The following is a 20,139-nucleotide window of genomic DNA, read 5'->3' as shown; positions in this document are numbered from 1 at the left end:
AATGATATGAAAAAACTATTGGCAATCACCGCGTTTGCTGTTATGGCTATGACAGCTGGCGCACAGAGTCTGAACAAGATGACATGGTTCAACGAACCAGCAAGTTATGACATCAAGGGCAACACCCTGGTCATGGATGTACCCGGTCATTGCGACTATTGGCGCATTTCGCATTATGGATTCACCGTCGATGACGCACCATTATGCCACCTATGGGGGTGAGTTTGAGGCCAAGGTCAAGATATCCGGCGACTACAAGGTACGCTTTGACCAGGCTGGTCTGATGATTCGCATCGACAAGGAAAACTGGCTCAAGGCCGGTATCGAGTATGTCGACGGCAAGTACAATCTCAGCACTGTCGTCACCCATCACACCAGCGACTGGAGCGTCATCGCCCTCGACCGCTCCGTCGACCACGTGTGGATCAAGGCCGTGCGCCGTCTCGACGCCATTGAGATATTCTATTCCTTTGACGACAAGACCTACACCATGATGCGCAACTGCTGGATGCAGGACAACACGCCGGTACAGGTGGGTCTTGCCACCGCCTGCCCCGACGGCGAAGGATTCAAGGCCAAGTTTGAAGGCTTCCAGGTAAAGCACCTGCCCGACCAGCGTCGCCTCGAGTGGCTCAAGGCCCACGCCGACAATTGATATTGTACCTCCCCCAGTGTTAAGATGCGCAGCGTCTCTACCCTATGTATACATAGCCAGTATTTACAACCGATTATTACTCAATATTTTATAGATAATAAGTCAGAAATATGGTTGTTATTTTTAATTGCACATTCTAAAAGGTGAAGATTTAACGCTTTTATTGATTATTAACTCAAAAAGGACATCAACTTGGGTCGTTTCTTCTCTTTTCCTTGCTATTCGTTTCCGATATTCCACTTTTGTTTTGGTCTATCTCATATGTACTGCAAAGGTATTGATTTTTGTTTGATATTGCTCCTTGCTTGCTCCTTGTCGTAGATTAATTTTCACACAGGAATTTTTGTTCTCTTTCTATAGGGGCTTGAAACAATCCATTTATTGGAAACAATTAAAGACGGAGCTGGTTTGCCCCAGTGCTTTTTAAGAAACAGGGCAATTATTTTATCTCCACAAAGGCTCTTGTTCCCAATTATGAGGAAAGCCTAATAAACGGGTTCTTACTGATGGGTATTTCGATAAAAGCTGCTTGAAATCTGCAACAAAAGTGTTGCCCATAGAAATGGAGTTAAGCCAATACACCACATAGCAGAGTTGCGGATAAAGTGTTTGTTCACGGAACGAGAAATCCGTAATCCATGTGTTTGGCATACGCATAGGCATCATTGGCTTGACAGGAAAGACCCGATTTGACAGTCTTGAATGATGGGCGCAGCAATTACGAAGTACGGGTCTGGGTACGGATTAAAAGGCTAAGTGATTATTTTCAGTCATTTAGCCTTTTTAATTATCTAATTTTTCCCCACAGCTGTCTATTTATATATTTTAGAAACATATTTTTCCGTAAAGTTATGTACCTTTGTCGGCAAATAAAGATATTCTCGTCAAACAAATATAAATAATATAAACATGGGAAAAAACAGAAAAAAACAAATCGTAGTTTTGTGTATAGCTTTAGTTTGCATTTTCATCTTGGTATTTTCATTGTTCCATAAATCAGCGACAAAAGATAGCGCAAATCCTCCTTTAACAAATGTTTTGACTGATAGCATTTCTCAAATTGTCTCAGCTTGTCCTGGCGAAATTGGTGTGGCGGTTATTGTTAATAACAGAGATACGGTTAAGGTCAATAATAAGAGTGTTTATCCTATGATGAGTGTGTTTAAGGTTCATCAGGCATTAGCTCTTTGTAATGACTTTGACAATAAAGGAATTTCACTTGATACCTTAGTAAATATAAATAGGGATAAACTTGACCCAAAGACTTGGAGTCCTATGCTGAAAGATTATTCAGGGCCAGTCATATCATTGACAGTGAGAGATTTGCTGCGTTATACTCTTACTCAGAGTGACAACAATGCAAGCAACCTTATGTTTAAGGATATGGTTAATGTCGCTCAAACAGATAGTTTTATAGCCACACTCATTCCTCGTTCAAGTTTTCAGATAGCTTATACGGAAGAGGAAATGTCGGCTGACCATAACAAGGCTTACTCTAACTATACATCTCCTCTTGGTGCTGCAATGTTGATGAATCGTTTGTTTACTGAAGGTCTTATCGATGATGAGAAACAAAGTTTCATTAAGAATACGTTAAAAGAATGCAAAACAGGTGTAGATAGGATAGCAGCTCCACTTCTTGATAAAGAAGGGGTTGTTATAGCGCATAAGACAGGTTCAGGTTCTGTTAATGAAAATGGTGTTCTTGCAGCTCACAATGATGTTGCCTATATATGTCTGCCTAATAATATCAGTTATACCTTAGCGGTATTTGTTAAGGATTTCAAGGGAAATGAATCACAAGCGTCACAATATGTTGCGCATATATCAGCTGTAGTATATTCTTTATTAATGCAAACTTCAGTAAAATCTTAAACTGCACTTGCTTTGATAATTAATGATTAGTAATCTAAAAGCACTCTAATCGTTATCGGAGTGCTTTTAGATTACTAATCAAATTGCTTCTATTATAATTTGAATCCTCTACTTTTTCTTTCTTCCTGTTGCGGCACTCTTGCTCCATATCTAAGCCTGTGCCATTGCTCCCTGAACCAGTCGGCAATCGGCTTCCTGTTTATTGTCAGGTTCAGCCTGCTTTCATCGTCAGGGTCATTTTCCACCCTTAAAATATCATCCTTTATATCAAAGTTCCGCCTGTGTTGCTCGGAATAGATTTTACCGCTACATTTCAGGGCTTCTTTTTTGACTATAAGACTTTCAGTCATTTCTTTAGAGAATCCCAGCATGGCACAAAACTTTTCCATGCGCAGCATTTCCCTGAACATCGGAAACCACCTAAAAGCCTTGTCTATGATTCTGGCGAGCCGTGACAGTTCTTTTTCTTTCATGTCAAGTTCCTGCCTGTGCATTTCTCTGAGATTGTGGATTTGCGTATCATGCTGTTTCTGCATCTGCTGTACTTGGCTCTGCAATTTTTCAATATTGGTGTTCCGTTTTGAAACCTCGTCTTGCAGTTTTTCGTTGGCACGTTCCAGTTCTTTCAGTTTTCCACTCCCGAAAAGAGAAGCAACTCCACTAGTTATGGCTGTCGCTGCCGTGGTGGCTGTCTTCTTTAACTTGTCAGTGCGTATTTCTGATTTCACCTGTTTCAGTTCCTGCTCGGCAAGATTTATCTGTTCTTCTTTGTGCCGTTTGGCTGCATCCATGCGTTGCAGTTCAGCTTTCTGCTTCTCAATGATAAAGTCGTTCCGTTCCAGATGCTCCTTACCAGTGACAACCTTTGACTGCCCGCGTTCCATCAGCAGGATGTCGGATGCAAGGGTCTGCATCTGCATCATGTCATCGTCATTGAGCTTTCGGCTCTTTCCTGTTTCGTGGTTCATCCAGTCGAAAACGATATGGGCATGATAGTTCGGCTTGAACCATCTGTCCCCGACTTTGAAGCTTTCCCTGTCTTCCGCTTCCGGCTGACCGTTCAGCCAATGCCCTTCATCCTTGCGCAGGAAGATTTGCAGCGGTGTGATTCCCCAGCGTCTTTGACACTCCTCACCGAATTTACGCACGTCTGCCAGTGTGGTGTCCGACCTGACAAGCAGCACTCCTTCACGTATGGGGGAGCATCCCGCAATCTTGACTATTTTACCGTTCTTGCCTTTGCGTTCACGCTCCTTTTCCTGCATGGCACGTCCGGTCTTTTCCTTTACCATCTGTCTGATATTGTCATAATGCGTCCGCAAATCCGGACTGCCGAAGTCGGGATTTATCCACTGTTCGTTATCGGTGGATAGTTCAGGAACGACATAGATTCTGGACTCTCCGATGTGGCGCATGTATTCGGCAGTCCTCCTGTTGTGAGCCTCGCTCGATGCGATGTTGCAGGGCTTGATATGTATGCTTGATTTTGTTGCCATAGATACTTGTTTTTTGGTTTGTACTTTATTGTTAGCTTTTCCGCTGTCCGTAAACGCATGGGGTTCTTAGGGGTGCAACCCATAAGCGGAGATTGCAAAGAGAGGGTCACTCTTTGCTCTGGGTTCTCAGGGGAGAAACGCCCTGAGTGGGTTATTAGGGTAAAACCCTAATCCTCTCGGGAGAGCCCACAACTACGTAAGCGAAGCGTGTAGTTATAGTGGGCTATATCAATGGCAAGCCATTGTCCGACACTACAACCTCCGGTTTCCGCTCTCCTCCGTTAAGGAGGGTTTCCGTCACCGCTGCCGATTAGGGATGCACTGACCAGCACAAGCCCCAGATCATCTATCAGCTTTTGAAGGGCGGGGTTCTTTCCTGTCATTCTTAGCAGGATTCTTTCCGCTTCCACCAGATGGTCAGCTGTACAATTTATCCTGCTGTCCCGTATCTGGTAAATTATCCAGTCGGCTATGTCGATATGTGCCGCCTTCTGCTCCGGCGTTGCGTTCTTCTCTATGAGGTCAGACACCATCACCTGGCAGAAGGTCATGCCGTCGGCACGCTCTTTCCATTCGGCATAGGCATCGGCATCTGGAAAGAGAAGTAGGGTCCGTCCGCTCAGTACACGGAGCTTTTCCTCCCGCAACTGGCTTTTGCCTCCTGCCGCCAGCCATACATAATCGGGGAAGAGGGCGGAACCGATAACGGCACTCTTCTCGGATTCCACCAGAACCGCCACCTTGTCAGGATAGACACTCAGCAGGTGTTCCCCGAAAAGGCATTGGGAAAGCTGCCATTCCTCCGCCAGCACCCGCTGCCTTTTCAGTATGCTGTGTATCCAGTTCACTGCCGATGCATGTCCGTCCTTTACACGGTGTCCGTCCCCGGGATTGTACTGCATCACCTTGCCAGTCCGCACCTTGTTCTCCCGGTCAATCTGCCAGAAGATGACCGCACCGTCACGGGTAGCTCCCAGACGGTAATCCTCCATCAACCGTTCCAGCACTTCCTTTGCCTTGCTGCCGTAATAGGAATCAAGCAGTACTGAAAGGAAACGGCAGAAGTTGCTATGCACGCTCTGCGATTTCTCCACATAGTGCGGCGGTATGTAACCGATGGCTGTCTATTGCAGCGGTTGCTTGGGCTTCTGCGCCATACATTGTCTGCCGGAAGAGAAATCACCGGCGGTCCGGCATTCGGGGTGGTCGTGAAAATACTGTCTGGGCGTATAATGATACCCGCAACCGCTTTCGTGGTTGCATCTGCCGACTGACGGGTGAAGGGGCGTACCGCTTTCGTCCACATAGTAGGCAAAGGAACGTCTGTCCCCGCAATTCGGACAGGTATGCCGTGTTGACGTTCCTTTATATTTCTGTAATGAATAGTTGCTCATGACTTTTTTTGATGTTTGGTTTTCTACTGTTGTCCCGCTGTCCCGTCCCCTAAAGGCTGGGACAGTGGGACACTTGGGACACCCCGGGACACTCTGGAAAATCAGGGCCCGGTTTGTATGCTCCCATGTTCTGCAAATGATACGGTCGGCTGGCATACAGCCGTGTGCAGGCTGCTTTTTCATGGTTTGTCCTCCTTTTCATGTCCTGCAAACAGCTCCGCCTGCCTTGCTTCTCCTGCTGTCCCGCTTGTCCCATCTGTCCCATGCTGTCCCACCTGTCCCATTGTCCCGTTCTCCTTGGGACGGGACAGCGGGACAGCAGGGACAGCTGCGTTCCTGTCCTCCTTGCTGCGCTGGATTATCCGGCTGACGGTGGACTTGCCGCAATTGACCTGCGAGGCTATCTCCCGGACTGACTTCCCGGATTGGGACAGTTGCAGGATAAGGCAATCCCTTTGTCCCGATTCGTTGTCACCCGGTTTCTTCAGGTGTTCCTTTTCGGTTGAATAGCCCCTGAACACGAATTGCAGGAAGGCATCCGTTTTCTCAATCTCATAGACAATCACATTGTCGGCATCATACGAGAATGTCCCGTAACGGACCTTAAGCTGCTTCACATAGCGGAGTCCCCCGTCCAGTGCGCTTTTCCCGATGACAAACACGCTGTCAAAGAAATTGTAGAGCCGCTTGCTTCCGGCAAGGTCGTTGGACGTGATGGGACAGTCCAGTGAACGCTTTGGGGTGTGTGCCAGGACAAGGATGGAAAGCCCGTATCTCTTTTTGAGATTGTTGAGCTGTATCATCAGCCGTCCCGCCGCATCGCCTTTCTCCATGGCACAGCACAGGTAAGTAAGGTTGTCAACGATGAAGATCCTGCAGCGGGTCTGCTGTGCCATCTGTTCGATGCTGCCGATGATTGTCCCTTCAAAGTCGGCATCCAGAAGGGCGTCGCTGTCAAGCGATACCCGGTACAGCCTTTCGGGAAAGGTGTAAGGCTTTCCGTACTCGTCGGTATAGCGGAGCTGGAACTGCTTTTCAGAGAGTTCAAAGTCCAGATAAAGCACGTTGTCAGTCCGGGCGATACGGTCGGCTATCTGCACGGCAAGGATGGATTTCCCCACGTTGGAATCCGCAAAGAGGCAGGACAGTTCCCCCTCGTACCAGAAACTGTCCCACAACGCACGGGGCGTGGGCAGCTGCGATGCTTCGAGTATGGTCCGGTTGGCGGTCTTTATGCTCATCACGCCGATATTTTCCGGCATACCGTTCTGCATCTGGGCTGCCCTTGTCAGGTCGCCATGGATCATGCTGATATAGTTCTTGTCCTCTTCCATGGCTTTTACCAGTTACGTTGGCCGGGCTTGCGGCGATGGGAGGAGGACATGGACTCGCTGAGTTCCTCATCGGACAGGGGTACGGGATTCTTGCGGGAGGATTCCAGCCATCTGTCCAGTTCGTCACGGTAAAGGCAATAGCGTTTGCCGGGCTTGGTGGCCGGAATGCTTCCGTCCGACAGTTTCATGTAGAGCGTTCCCTTGGGAATACCGAGATATTCCGCCGCTTCATCCACGGACATGGGGACATGGGTGTCCACCGCCTTTGCATTGTTCACACTGCGCTGCTCGGTAAGCAGGCTTCTCAAGCTCATCACTTCGTCCCGAAGCTGGGCTACGACCTCCGGTAGGTCGTTGAATGTAATCACTGTTTTTTCCATTTGCGTACTCGCCTCTTTTGTAAGGCTTGGCGCAAAGGACCGCAATGATATGGCCGTGAAGATATTCACGGGATGTCATTGCAAAATAATTCCCAAATAACGATGCCCAACCGTGAATGACGGGCAAAGCTATTCGGGAAACAATGAGATACAGGCTGTTACGTGTTGCCTGATACTTGTCGTTATTGTTGTTATATCCCCGGGAAACGGTCAACTGTTCACTTTCCGTGCATAATCTTCGGGATAATGGAAGTCCAGACTGCCGTTTTCGGGTTCGTCAATGGGAATAAGCGTCTTTGACGGATCGACCTTGAAGTTCTTTATGGTCGCTATATCCGTGTCGGCAAACTCACGTGGAAAAAGGGTCTTGATAAAATTGGCACGGTTGTCCCCGTTGTAGTATTTCTTGTACATGAAACGCTCGGAGATGTTCCACACGAAATGGCGGAGCGGAATGTTGGTAATCTCCCTGGTCAGCCGTCCTGTTATCGGCTTGGGCTTGTAGCTGTGAAGGCACATCCACTTGTTGACCTCGGCACAGATATGGTTGACGGTCTCCTTGTCGGCAATACGGGGCATGACGAAGTGGATGTACTCCATGACCATGCGGATCCGTTCCGCCTCTTCCTGCTTCTGTCTGTCCTCATAGCTGGCACGATTCTTTGCGTGCAGTTCCGGGGCAATGGCAATCTCTACCGGTTTTATATCCGGGGTTGCTTCCCTGTTTGTCGGCATTGGTGTCGGAGCTGCAGGTTCATTTGCATCCTGTAGCTGTTCTTCCTGAGCCCTTATGATTCCGGCAGATGCCTTTTTCTTGCTGGACTTGAGTTTCCAGATCTCGTATGAGTCGAAAATGACCGTCTGGAAAGAGAGATAGAGCAGCCAACCGAGAATGTTGCTGCATACAAAGACTATCAGCCTTACAAAATTGTCCTGATTGAAACTTGCGGAGACAATCAGCGTGATAAAAAAGGAAATCAGGCAGATGGCAACGCCGATGAATCCCAGAATGATGTATTTGTCCTTTATCGTTGGTTCCATATCGTTTTTTTCGGTTATTACTTGTAACTGTCAGGTCTTTGCAAATTTAATGGTATTCTTCCAATTATTGCTCATTAGCCTTGGTTGGCGGTTTCTTTTTCAATGTTTTTCACCAAAAGTCCGGAATCATACCAAAATATCATACTATAATGACTTTTTAAGGAATGGTGCCATCAGAAACTGAGGGAGCGGTTAAAGCCTGCACGCAATAACCGCTCCCCCTGAATATCCTGAAACAAGGCCTATGCTTCCTTGTGTTTCAGGGTTATCTTGTCCACCACCTCGCACATCTGTTGTGCAGCCATCTTGGAATAGATTTGTGTGGTGGTAATGTTCTTGTGTCCCAGACAGGCTTGTATGACAGCCATGTCCGTGCCCATTTCCACGTGCAGGCTTCCGAATGAATGCCGGGTACAATGGAAGGTTATCTTCTTGGTTATGCCTGCCGCCGACAGCCAACGCTTCAGGGGCCCCTGCAGCATCTTGTCCTTGAAGCCCTCAAAGATAAGTCCTTCATGCCGTTCCCCGAGCAGTCCGTAGGCTTCATCACTGATGGGGTTGTGTACAATCTGCTTCGTCTTCTGCATACGGGTGGTCACGAACATCTTGCCGTTGGTATACGGCTGTATCTGCTGCCAGGTAAGCTGCCTGATGTCGCTCTTCCGCAATCCCGTCAGGCAGGCGAAAAGGAAAGCTCTTTTCAGAACCTCTTCCTCGCATGGCGTTTCGGCAAGCCGTATCAGTTCCTCCTGGCTCAGATGCTCTCTCATGGTGGGAATACTCTCGATACGGTCCAGAAAGCCGTTGGGATTCTCCTTTATCTTCCTGTCACGGTAGGCCGTGTGCAGGACGGCACGGAAAGCCGACCAGTAGCCCGCCGCAGAATTGATATGCAGCTTTTGGTTGGTATGTATGGTCTGGGGAGCGTTCAGCAGGTACTCCATGAACTTGCGGCACAAGTCCACGTCCACCTCTTCAAAGGTGCATTTGCCATTTACAAACCGTTCAAAGTGTTTGTAGACGTGCTGCCACTTGATATTCCTTCTGTCTGCCAGTTCCTTGAAGTAGGCGAGGAAATCCCCTTTCATCCTGGCCTTGTCAAAGAAGCCGTTGTTCTCGTTGAAGATGGCTTCGTAACGCCTGTTGCGGAGTATCTCTGCCTTCTTCATCATGCGTGCGTTGAAGTCACGCTCCTGCTGGTTGGCAGGTTTGGCAAAAATGTAAATACCCAGAGCTTCACGTGTTATCACTTTCATGGTGGTGTTGTCACGGTAGCCGGGATAATAGTCCAGACACAGCGAATACTGTGTACCGTTCTTGATCTTGCGCTTGCGCAAGGTTACTGTCTTGCATTTACTCATATTGATGATGTTTTAACTGGTTGTACATTTCCGGAGGTGTCTCCGTGTTCACGGTGGCAAAGGAACAACGTGAAACAGCCGTGAATATCTCCACGACAATCATTTTAAAATAATTTTCGAGTAATGGCGGTTGCTTGCGGTTATTTGTTCCTTTCAGCCATGACACGCTCCACGTCGGAGCGTAGAAGCAGGTTCTTCACGCCGACCTTTATCTTTTCGATGTGCCTAACCTTGACGATATGGCAGATGTTGGCTGAGGAAAGTCCGTAAATCTGCCGGACCTGTTCCACGGTGTAATAACGCTCGTCGTTCACAAGGTCGGTTCTGCGGAGTTCGTCCAGATGGGACTTGGAGTAATAGGTGCGGCCGTATTCTCTTTTGGTCGGTATCCTGTGCCGGTAGGCGTATGCCCGGAGTGCGGCAGGCTTCATGCCGAACTGCTCTTCCGCTTCTTCGGTCAGGAGCCAGTCGGTGATACTGTCCATATCAACAGCCGTACCGAAGAACTCGTCAACATGCTTCTTGCTGTAATAGTTCTTTCCAGCGATACGGCAGATGGAAATGCGATTGCGTTTGGCGGTGGTATAGAGCCATGACTGTTTGACCTTATAAAGGGACATCACCTCTTCACCGGAATAGAAGTCCGGCACTTCATCGGTTACCTTTTCCCTTTTTTCTTTTTTCGCCGGGAAGGAAGATGAAGCGGATTTTTTCGGTGTGGAAGTGCTGCCGGGCAGGATGCGGTGGTAGGGATTGCTCTCCAGCATCCGCTCGATGTCGGCTCTGCGGATGAATGCCATGCGGTTGCTGATGCGTGAGGCTTTCAGCTTGCCCATGGCTACAAGTTTATAGATGTACTGTCGGGAACAGCCCATGAGTATGGCTGCTTTGGAAAAGGTGAGATACTCCTGATGCTGTATCTCCATGATTGGCCGGACGGCTTTGAAGAGGTTGTTCTTCTGTGTCATTCTGGCTCGCCGGGCTTCCGCCTGACAAGCCTCGCTGCAATACCTTTGCATTCCGCTGCAGGTTACAAAGGACTTGCCGCAAAAACTGCATTTTCGGGTTGCTTTCATACTGCTTTATCGTTTACTGGTTCATTTCTTCAATCCTATATTCCTGAAGTGGTGAACGGATGTAAACGGCAGTCAACGGTTGTCGCCTTTCTACACGATGTGACCGTCACTGAATGTCGGGGCGGATATTGTCGCTTGTCGTAAACGGTTGTAAACCCTTGTCAACTGTCTGCACGGTGTGACAAAAAACAAGCCCCGCAAATTCTCCACGTCAGAAATACGTCTCAAAAATATGTGGAAATTTGGGAAGCATCAAAAAGCAGCCGAAAAGTGTTAATTTTTAGAATGTACTGATAATTAAATGTTTATGTTTGGATATTTCTGATTGTTTTTGGTTGTTCTACGCTTCTAAATACATAGCCAAAATGCAACGCTGTAAGTGTTGCGTTTAGCCGTAGGCGTTATGTGTCTCATGCGCTTCGATATTCTCTGGATATACTCGCATAAGAAGCTACAAAAAGATTTGTGGCTTTTCAGGGCTTCGCCCTGTGCGTCCGTGTGTGTCGTGTAATATCTCGAGAGCGAGCTCTCGGCTATTCCCCGCCACCCCCAGCCGCGCCTGCCTGATGGCAGGCTGAAAAGCCGCAAATACAAAAAGTCCGCCGTTGGCGGTAAAAAAAAGTCCGGCTTGCGCCGGTACAAAAAGTGATTAGCTTTTTTTCCTATCGGCAGGTGTCAATCAGATGGAATAACACAAGCAACTGTTTTTTTACCGCCAACGGCGGATTTTTTGAACGTGGCTGCTGTTGTCGCCATGCAGCGCATGGCGTTGGGGATGGTGGTGATGACAAGGAGGAAAACTCGTTTTCCGACTGGCGTCGCTACCGTCACCAAAAAGGCGAAGCCGACAACAGCCGTCATGGCTTTTTGTGTTTATATCATCCTATATTATATCCTGCTGTGGGTAACGCCTACGGCTAAACGCAACACTTACAGCGTTGCTATGTTAGCGGGTGTCTTACCCAGGGTAGCGGGCCATGCCCGCAATCCTGGGCTGTGGAATCGCAACTCTTACAGAGTTGCAGTTGGGTGCGTACCATCCACGATGGATTTCCCACATATTGCCATTGGGTGCGTACCGTCAACGATGTACTTTGGGTTAAAGTTTCATACGGAGAACCTTATAATAATACCTCATGGCATGCCATGGGGTATTATCGTTCTTATCCTCATGACACCAGCCTTGCCGTGTTTGTTGTTTCCTCTCATATAATTCACAAACCACGGAATTAAAATCCATATTTTACGGAATTTTAATCCACATTTTACGGAAAAATGCTTGTTTTATGTTCTTTTAGAGTTGCCGTTGTGGGCGTGCCATCCACGATGGATTTGCTGTATGTTACCGTCGAGTGCGTGCCGGCATCGGTGGATTTCCCAGCTCGTTTGTCCTTGGCAACTCTGTAGGAGTTGCGATTTCCCAGCCCAGGGTTGAGGTGCGCAGCGCCTCTACCCTGGGTAAGGACAAAAAAAGAGAAAGCAATGCTGTAAGTATTGCGATTAGCCGAAGGCGTTACCCGCAGCAGGTTAATGGGCAGAAATGGGTTGGCGGAAATAAGAAGATTGAGTATAACGCCTACGGCTAAACGCAACTCTTACAGAGTAGCAATATTAGTGGGGCAGCTACCCAGGGTAGCGGGCCATGCCCGCAACCCTGGGCTGTGTAATCGCAACTCCTACAGAGCTGCCGCTGCAGATGGGAAGCCCCTCCCCAACCCTCCCCAAGGGGCGGGAGTCCCTACTTGCTGTGTTTAAGGGCGTTTGATGTGGCTCCTTCCCCTTGGGGAAGGCTGGGATGGGGCTTCTATGTTGGCTGGTACGCACCCCCGACAACTCTAACGGAGTTGCGTTTACATAGTCCAGAGCTGCGGTTGCCCTCTCCCCTTGGGGAGAGTTGGAGAGGGGCTTCGGCGTTCTATCTCCTGTCCCACTACACAAAGCGAGGGGCCACCCGCCGCTTTCCTCCTACTTGGTGTGGACTGCTGGCGAGGCCCCCTCGGTGTTCATTGTATTAGATTATGGGCATCCTGTCTGACTGGGATGCCATTATGGATTGGGAGAGATAAAGATAATTGCTACGTATAGGGTTATCCCGCTTCTATTGTGACAAGATGAGATTGGCGGGATAGCCCTACGAGGTATATCATAGATTAGTTGGTAAGTATGTTGCGACATTTCTTGACGGCATGCCATAGCCATGCGGCGCAGAGGGCACGAAGGACGAGCGGGCCGTCGACGGGAAAAACGGCGAAGACAAAGGCTGTCTGCGCATTGAGAAGCATGAGGGTCTGGCGGATGTTGATTTCGCGCTCCAGAACCATCGAATAATAGCGACTCAGTGCCACCAGCGGCATGCGTACCGCTGCGGCTATTCTACTGCTGATGCTCTTGAACTCAACTGCTGGCTGTGCCGAGGAGATAACCATTTCTCTTTTCATATTGTAATGCTTTAGGTGTTGTTTCTACACGCAAAAGTATTGCAATAGTTTGCACAAAAGGTTCAAAAGCACAACTTTGTTAGTTAAATGTTATCTTGCTATAACAATTGTTAACTAAAACGCGCCTATAATCCACACTTACGCAGCAGTTTGGCTGCGCGGTCGTCGTGCTGGCGATAGGCTCTGCGCATCATTTCGACGCCGTCGTTGTAGGAGTATCTCCTGTTGTCGCATCGGCCCTGGACTATCATGTAGCCATAGAGAGCGTCGGCGTCAAAGTGTGGATAGCCGTGGTAGTCGCGCACTATCTCGAGCAGCTGTTGCGCCTTGCGGTCGTAGGCGTACGAGTTTAGCCCGATGTAGATGTCTGCCAGATTGACACAGGCCATGGACGTCCTGACCGTGAGGGCGCCGTTTCCCTCTATATCGAGTTCTTCGACCATGTCTTCATAGTATTCGCGTGCCTGTTGATAGTCTTGGCGGCCGTATTTTGGGTCAAAATGCATCAGACCCAATAAGGCGAGCGCCCTGGGCTGATACTCCTGACACCGGCAGAGCAGCTCGTAGGCCTTGTCGTAATCCTCCGCCACCGGCGAGCCATAGATGAGCGCCACCGCCTGGTGGAACATGGCATAATAATACCCATGCTCTGCCGCTATGGCAAAATAGTGGTATGCCCGTCGGTTGTACCAATCTTGGCTGAAGTGCTCTTCCAGCTGTCCGATCTCATAGTCCTCGTAGTTGGCGAAGCACTCGTCGAAGATATTAGCAAGCCTGAACTCAGCCTTGCCCCTGTCGCTGCCCCTGTAGTCATTGCTGATGAGTATCGCGATGTCGTGGGCTGCGCGGGTGTTGTAATAGGGCGCGTTGTAGTCGTCGTCGCCTTTGCCGTCCATGAAGTAAACCCACGCCAGCTGCACGAGCACGTCTTCGTAGAGGTCGCTGCCGCCCACGTTGTTGGCTATGGTCGAGACGCAGCGCCTGAGCAGCGTGCGCGCAGTGTCATACTCCTCGTTGTCTATCAGCTCGTCGGCCAGTTTCCTGACATTGACATCGTCGAAGCGGAAGTCCAGGTCGATACACATCTTCATGTTGTCTATCATGTACTGCGCCATCCTCTTGCGAGCCGCTACGGGACAGAGTTTGGTCATCATCTTGCCCGCCCTGGGGTGGAATCTGTGGTACGCCTTATCCCACCAGTCCATGGCACGCCCCTTGTCCTGCTCGCATCCCAGGCCTGTGGCATAGCATCGTCCAAGGATGCCCATGCAGTCGATATTGCCCTGGTCGGCACCTTCACGATAGGCGGCGAAAGCCTGGTCGTGGAGCCCCTGCAGAGCAAGTGCCCTGCCTCGGTAGACCCATGCGTCGTCGTAGCCATTGCGAGCGGCGCGGTCGAACCACAACGCAGCCACCCTGAGGTTGCGCGCCTCACCGTCGCGGCCCTCCATGAGCGTCCATCCCCTTCTTACCATCTGGTAGGGAGTCATGCCCTCTGCCTGGCGTGCCACCTCGTCTTCGGGGAAGTAGCCAGCCATTATCTCGTCGATGCCCTCGTAGCCATGGCTCTTTGCCATGAGCAGAAACTGTCGGGCTCCGGCTTCGTCCTTTGCCCATCCTCTGCCGTAGAAGAGGTTGTTGGCGAGGTTTACCATAGCTATCTTGTTGCCCAGGTTGGCAGCCTTGAGATACGCCTCATTGGCCTCGCTCATCCGGTCTTGCTCTGCCAGTATCCAACCGATGTTGCACCAGGCGCCATCGTAGTCGCGGCTGGCGGCGGCATAGTAGCAGCGCAGCGCCAGTACGTAGTTCTGGTTGTAGCCGTTGGTGCCGTTGGTCCAGTTGCAGCCTCTGTTGAACATATCTATGGTCGTCATGCCTTGCCACTCTTCTTCGGTCATCGGTCCGAACCATTCGGCCATCAGCCGCTGCGCCTTCTCGTGGCCGTTGTCGGCTGCTGCCTTGAGGTTGCGGTAGCAGAAATGGAGCAGCGGGGGATTGGCTTGCGCCTCGGCGTGCTGCTTGACGGCGAGGGTGTAGCGGGCAGGGATGTAGCCCTTGTTGGCAGCCTGCTCCAGCCAGTAGCGGGCATTCTTCGGGTTGGCTTCACACCCGAAGCCCGAGCTGTAGAACGAAGCCAGGTTGTACATGGACTGCGCATCGTTCATCCGCGCAGCGTGGAACGTCAGGTCGTGACACCGCATAGCGTTCTTTGCCGTGCCCCAACCGTGGTAGTAGCAGAGTGCAAGATTGTGGAAAGTGCCCACATAGGGGTCTTTCTGCCACGCCTGTTCATAGAGCCTTACGGCCTCGGCACAGTCCTTGAGGTCGTACTTCTGCGTAGCACTGGTGTAGAGTCGCTTGGCGGCGTCGGCATTGGTCTCGTTGTAGGGGTTGGTAAAGTCGGAAGTGCCCATATATATAATAAGGTAGGAAATAGTTATTTTGACAAAGATAGATATAAATTCCCAACCCGTGGGGATGATGTATGTTAAATATCAATAAAAGGCCCACGCCGATGCTCCTCATTGCGGGGCTGTCGGCGTGGGCCTCTATGCGTGGTGGGGGATTGGACCTATCGGCGATAGGTCTTCAGACCCTGCTGCAGATAGTCGATATAGGCAGCCACATCCTCCTTGAAACCATAGGCATGGTTGAGCGGACGGCCGTCGTTGTCGATGGCGATGTAGTAGGGCTGGGCGTTGGCGCCAAACTTGCTTGCCTGCAGATAGCTCCACTTGTCGCCGACGGTGCGCAGGGTTTGCTGCTGTCCGTTGAGGCTCACCTCGACGGGTTCTGCCAACGGCGTCTTGTCATCTACATAGAGCGAGATGAGCACGTACTGGTTGTTGAGCATATCTGCCACGGTGGGGTCGGTCCATACGGCAGCTTCCATCTTGCGGCAGTTTACGCAGCCGAAGCCGGTAAAGTCAATGAGCACCGGCTTGCCCTGTGCCTTGGCAGCCGCCATTCCCTCTTCATAGGAGTGGTAATGTGCTTCTACGGTCTTGGTGTTGAGGTTGAAGTCCTGGGTGTTGATGGGTGGTGCAAAGGCGCTGATGGCCTTGCAGGGCGCTCCCCAGAGTCCGGGTACCATGTAGATGGCGAAGGCTATGGCGCAGAGTCCTGCCATGATGCAGGGCACGGGCATGGGCTTGTCTATCTCGCCGCCCACAGCGTCTTCCTGGAACTTCAGCTTGCCGATGAGGTAGAGGCCCATGGCTCCGAAGATGACAATCCACAGCGAGAGAAACACCTCGCGGTCGAGCAGATGCCAGCCGTAGGCCAGGTCGGCAACGGAGAGGAACTTCAGCGAGAAGGCGAGTTCGACAAATCCCAACACGACCTTGATGGTGGTCATCCACGAGCCCGACCTCGGTGCCGACTTGAGCCACGAGGGGAACAGGGCAAAGAGTGTGAAGGGCAGAGCCAATGCCAAGGCGAAGCCCAGCATGCCTATGGTGGGCGCCAGCCAGTCGCCGGTGGTGACAGTCTGCACCAGCAGCAGACCTATGATGGGCGCGGTGCAGGAGAATGATACCAGCACGAGCGTGAATGCCATGAGGAATATCGAGATAAGACCTGTGGTGCTGCTGGCCTTGCTGTCTACGGCGTTGGCCCAACGGTCGGGCAGCTTGATTTCAAACCAGCCGAAGAAGGAGAAAGCGAAGACGAGCAGCAGCAGGAACAGGATGACGTTGAACACGGCGCTGGTGCTGAGCTCGTTGAGCTTGCTCGGGCCGAAGATGGCGGTGATGAGCAGGCCCAGACCCAGATAGATGACGACGATAGACAGACCGTAGGTCATGGCGTCCTTGATGCCCTTGCGGCGGTCGTCCTTGGCACGCTTGAGGAAGAAGCTGATGGTCATCGGGATGATGGGCCAGATGCAGGGCATGACGAGGGCGAGGAGTCCACCGATAAATCCTACGATGAAGATGTACCACAGCGAGTGGTTGGCTATGTTGGCCTCGCTGTCTAACGCCTCGAGCTGCTCGGTCACGGGTTGCCACCAGAGGGTCTCGGTGCTGGCGGTGACGGGAGCCACGGCGCTGTCGGCAGGAGCCACAGTGCTGTCGGCCACGACTGGGGCTGCAGTCTCGGCCACTTCGGCAGCTGCGGGCTCGGTGGCAGCAGCCACGGCGGGCGACTTGCCACTCTTCTTGAGCGCTACCTCACCCGGCGGCAGACAGTTCTCGTCGCTGCACACGCCATACTCCAGGTAGGCGTCGATGGTGTAGGTCGGCTTGGTAAACCGTATCTTCTGGACAAACTGTGCGGTGCCTTCAAAGTAGCGCACGTTCATGCCAAACATCTGGTCGAAGTGGCTCTTTTCCTTGCCGCGGGGCATGAGCTTGCCTACGAGTTCTATACCGTCGGCCTTGTTGACATGGAACGAAGCCTCGGTGGGTCCGCTGCTGCCCAGGTCGGTCGAGTAGATATGCCAGCCGGCCTCGATGCGCCCGCTGAACACTATCTCTGCCTCTGCGGTCTTGCCGGTCTTGATTTCGGCGGTAAACTTTACGGGGTCTTCCATTTGGGCCATGGCTGTGAGTACCATCAGGAGCATGGCGCCCATTGCTATTATTCTCTTCATTTCTTGTAAGTGGTTGTTGCTTATTGGTGTTGGATATCTATGAATACGGGAACGGCGGTAGCGGTGCTCTCAGCCTTGAACCCTATCTGCCCGGGGGTGTAGGTGATGGCCGAGGCTGCTACGGCGCGCGAGCCCAGAGCCTGTCGCACGCGCTGGCTGAAGGAGCCTGCCGACCTCTCTGCCTGTGCCATCAGCGCCTTGATGTCTATGGGCTTGGCCGAGTAGATGACGCACACGTGGTCGGTGCCTCGGGTGTCGTCCATCTCGATATACCACTTCTCGTCGGGTATGGCTATGTTGCTCGAGCTGTAGAGCAGGGCAGGGCTGATATTGTCGGTCGGCGGGAACACACGCGTCACCTTGTTGGTGATGTCCGAGCCGATGATGTAGACATAGGCGGGGGCGCTGTTGGTGACATACAGACGGTAGCGGGTACCGGAGATGTATGCCGACTTCATGCGGTAGATGCCAGCGTTGAGCGTGGCTGCCATAGTCTCGCCCGTGGAGAGCTGGAAGCGCAGTGAGCCTGCCAGTCTGTAGGTGGGCACGACCGGCTGGGGGCGTGGCTGCGGTTTGGGCTGTGGCTGCGGCTTGGGCTGGGGTTGAGGCTGCGGTTTGGGTTGTGGCTGCGGCTTGGGCCTCTTGGCCACATACATCTCAAAGGCATAACGGGTGTTGTCGGCAAAGTCACGATACTTCACCCAGGTATAACCGTTGTTGCCCCATGCGGTGCCCCAGCTGTTGAGGATGAGGAAAGCGCCGCCGTACTTATAGTCGTCGTAAGCCACCACACACATGGCGTGGCCGCCGCCGTCATTGTTGGGCTCGGTCTTGACCCACACGTCCTTGCACTTGAAGAACGAGTTGGGCACCGACATGCCGATGATGACCGGCATGTCTTGCGACAGCGCCTTCTTGACCGTCCTCACCTTCTCATCGTAGGTGTCGAAGGGGTAGAAGAGGGTGTTGTAGTCGTCTATAGTGTGGTTCCGCGCCTTGTCGAAGAGCGCTGCGGGGATGTAGTCGGCACAGAGCACGTTGAAGTCTCTGAACTTGGGCGCGCCCTTCTCGGTGAGCAGGTCCAGGGCGTCCTGTATGGATGTGCCGTCGCTGCATCCGGGCTTGTTGCTGCCCTTGATTTGCTTGTAGACGAATATGGGCGAGAACGCCTCGCGGTCTATCACTATCTGCGATGTCCACCCGTTGCGTATGGCGTCGGCTATTGTGCGTGCAGCGTATGATGTGGCCCAGCTGGTGCAGGTTCCAAACTGTCCCTGGTTGCGGGCGACGGGGCAGAAGCGCCTCAGAGAGTAGGCCTTGGGCAGCACGGTGTAGTCGCGGGTAAGCAGGGTGGCTTGGCGCGGTATGCGGGCGTAGGCGTCGTCGTCGAAGACCAGTCCGGTGCCATATTCGCTCTGCGCCATCATGCCGGTGGCACAGAGCAGGGTTATGAGGAGTGATGTAATTCTCATGTCTGTCTACTTGTTGTTGAAGATAAAGTCTCCCTGGAACAGCGAGCTGGAGTACCAGGGCGTCTGCTGACGGTTGGTGGCGGTGAACACGCTGGCGGCGACACGCTTGAACACCGTCTCGATAGACAGTCCGGGCGTGTCGAGCGTCTGCAGCAGTGCTGTAGTGTATGGACTGTTGCGGTTCTGGCCGTCGGCAGCCACGCTACCCGGGCTTGTGGCGTAGGAGATGAATGTTCCCACGGGCGCATTGACAGCCGAGAGACCCCTGTCGGCGCTTCCGCGATACCAGCTGCGCTCAAAGGGGTTGTTGCGGCAGGCGTCGAGAGCGATAATCTTCATCTTGCAGCCCGACTCGTCGAGCTTGTCGAGCACGCGGCCCAAGTCGGTACACTCATACTCCACATCGCTCGCCGAGTGCATATTGGCGTTGATGGGGATAAGGTAGTTGGCGCCCTTGTACTGTATGCCGTGACCGGCGTAGTAGAACATGGCGGCGTCGTAGCCCTGTGCGCGCTGTCCCAGCTGGTTGATGGCGTCGTCCATCTGCCGTTTGGTGCCGTTCTGGAGCAGGATAACCTCGAAGCCCAGCGTCTTGAGCTTGGCAGCCATATCTGCGGCGTCGTTCTGCGGGTTGGCGAGCCGCTGGGCAGGGTATGCCGAGTTGCCTATGACGAGGGCGATGCGCTTGCCCTGGGTCGCCGTCACCGGCTTGGTGGTCTGGCGCACTACGGTGCGCTCGGAGGTGGCGGTGCCGTCGGCATTGGTGGCGCTCACCTTGATGATGTTGCTACCCTCGACGAGGGGCACGGTTTGCTCGATGCGCATATCCGAGCCATCGTTGGTCACCGCCTTGATCCCACGATACATCTGACCGTTGACATAGACATGTGTGGCGGTAATCTGGCTCTTTGAGCGTATGCCCACCGATATCTTCACGCTGGTCAGCGTGGTGGTGGCGGGGAGGGTGGTCCAGGTGAATGTGGGCACAGCCTTGACGGTCACCACGGGAGCGGGCTTGGG

Annotated in this window: 13 protein-coding genes and 2 pseudogenes; 2 read left to right on the top strand and 13 right to left on the bottom strand. The window is 52.0% G+C overall.

Going from position 1 to position 20,139, the window contains the following annotated elements; translation table 11 throughout:
* Window positions 1-6: 6 nt before the first annotated feature.
* Both CIK87_RS07985 and CIK87_RS07975 read left to right on the top strand, forming a co-directional pair.
* A pseudogene (locus tag CIK87_RS07985) lies at window positions 7-655 on the top strand (DUF1349 domain-containing protein).
* Window positions 656-1,564: 909 nt separating this feature from the next.
* Window positions 1,565-2,530, top strand: a complete 966-nt coding sequence (locus tag CIK87_RS07975) for a CfxA family broad-spectrum class A beta-lactamase (RefSeq protein WP_094386752.1) — start codon at window positions 1,565-1,567, stop codon at window positions 2,528-2,530.
* A 92-nt stretch (window positions 2,531-2,622) separates the two neighbouring features.
* Here CIK87_RS07975 and CIK87_RS07970 read toward each other — a convergent pair whose 3' ends face one another.
* The 13 genes and pseudogenes from CIK87_RS07970 to CIK87_RS07900 form a co-directional block, all read right to left on the bottom strand.
* Window positions 2,623-4,026 carry a mobilization protein gene (locus tag CIK87_RS07970; RefSeq protein WP_094386751.1) on the bottom strand — a complete coding sequence of 468 codons (1,404 nt, stop codon included), beginning with the start codon at window positions 4,024-4,026 and terminating at the stop codon, window positions 2,623-2,625.
* A 281-nt stretch (window positions 4,027-4,307) separates the two neighbouring features.
* Window positions 4,308-5,420 (bottom strand): annotated as a pseudogene (locus tag CIK87_RS07965) (DUF6371 domain-containing protein).
* A 179-nt stretch (window positions 5,421-5,599) separates the two neighbouring features.
* On the bottom strand, window positions 5,600-6,754 hold the full coding sequence (locus tag CIK87_RS07960; protein WP_057259283.1) for an AAA family ATPase: 1,155 nt from the start codon (window positions 6,752-6,754) through the stop codon (window positions 5,600-5,602).
* A gap of 5 nt (window positions 6,755-6,759) precedes the next feature.
* Entirely contained in the window at window positions 6,760-7,134 is a 375-nt protein-coding gene (locus CIK87_RS07955) for a helix-turn-helix domain-containing protein (protein WP_007758558.1), read from the bottom strand.
* Between the two features lie 210 nt (window positions 7,135-7,344).
* Window positions 7,345-8,175 (bottom strand): transposase, encoded by an 831-nt coding sequence (locus CIK87_RS07950; protein WP_094386750.1) that lies wholly within the window; start codon window positions 8,173-8,175, stop codon window positions 7,345-7,347.
* A gap of 242 nt (window positions 8,176-8,417) precedes the next feature.
* Window positions 8,418-9,536: a site-specific integrase gene (locus CIK87_RS07945; RefSeq protein ID WP_057259280.1), complete on the bottom strand. Its 1,119-nt coding sequence runs from the start codon at window positions 9,534-9,536 to the stop codon at window positions 8,418-8,420.
* A 140-nt stretch (window positions 9,537-9,676) separates the two neighbouring features.
* Entirely contained in the window at window positions 9,677-10,612 is a 936-nt protein-coding gene (locus CIK87_RS07940; RefSeq protein WP_044072647.1) for a helix-turn-helix domain-containing protein, read from the bottom strand.
* A 675-nt stretch (window positions 10,613-11,287) separates the two neighbouring features.
* Complete coding sequence (locus CIK87_RS14015) at window positions 11,288-11,473, bottom strand: hypothetical protein (RefSeq protein ID WP_144008151.1); 186 nt, start codon at window positions 11,471-11,473, stop codon at window positions 11,288-11,290.
* 1,289 nt (window positions 11,474-12,762) lie between these two features.
* Window positions 12,763-13,050: an ATP-binding protein gene (locus CIK87_RS07920; protein WP_254046061.1), complete on the bottom strand. Its 288-nt coding sequence runs from the start codon at window positions 13,048-13,050 to the stop codon at window positions 12,763-12,765.
* A gap of 125 nt (window positions 13,051-13,175) precedes the next feature.
* Complete coding sequence (locus tag CIK87_RS07915; RefSeq protein ID WP_094386747.1) at window positions 13,176-15,467, bottom strand: SEL1-like repeat protein; 2,292 nt, start codon at window positions 15,465-15,467, stop codon at window positions 13,176-13,178.
* A gap of 158 nt (window positions 15,468-15,625) precedes the next feature.
* Entirely contained in the window at window positions 15,626-17,647 is a 2,022-nt protein-coding gene (locus CIK87_RS07910; protein ID WP_094386746.1) for a cytochrome c biogenesis protein CcdA, read from the bottom strand.
* A 20-nt stretch (window positions 17,648-17,667) separates the two neighbouring features.
* Window positions 17,668-19,119 carry a C1 family peptidase gene (locus CIK87_RS07905; RefSeq protein WP_094386745.1) on the bottom strand — a complete coding sequence of 484 codons (1,452 nt, stop codon included), beginning with the start codon at window positions 19,117-19,119 and terminating at the stop codon, window positions 17,668-17,670.
* A 6-nt stretch (window positions 19,120-19,125) separates the two neighbouring features.
* The coding region (locus CIK87_RS07900; protein WP_173823493.1) for a caspase family protein at window positions 19,126-20,139 on the bottom strand (1,014 nt) is incomplete at its 5' end.

Source organism: Prevotella sp. P5-64 (assembly GCF_002251285.1).
Taxonomy (GTDB): Bacteria; Bacteroidota; Bacteroidia; order Bacteroidales; family Bacteroidaceae; genus Prevotella.
Note: the sequence above shows the minus strand (reverse complement) of the source record. Positions and strands in the feature narration are given on the sequence as shown.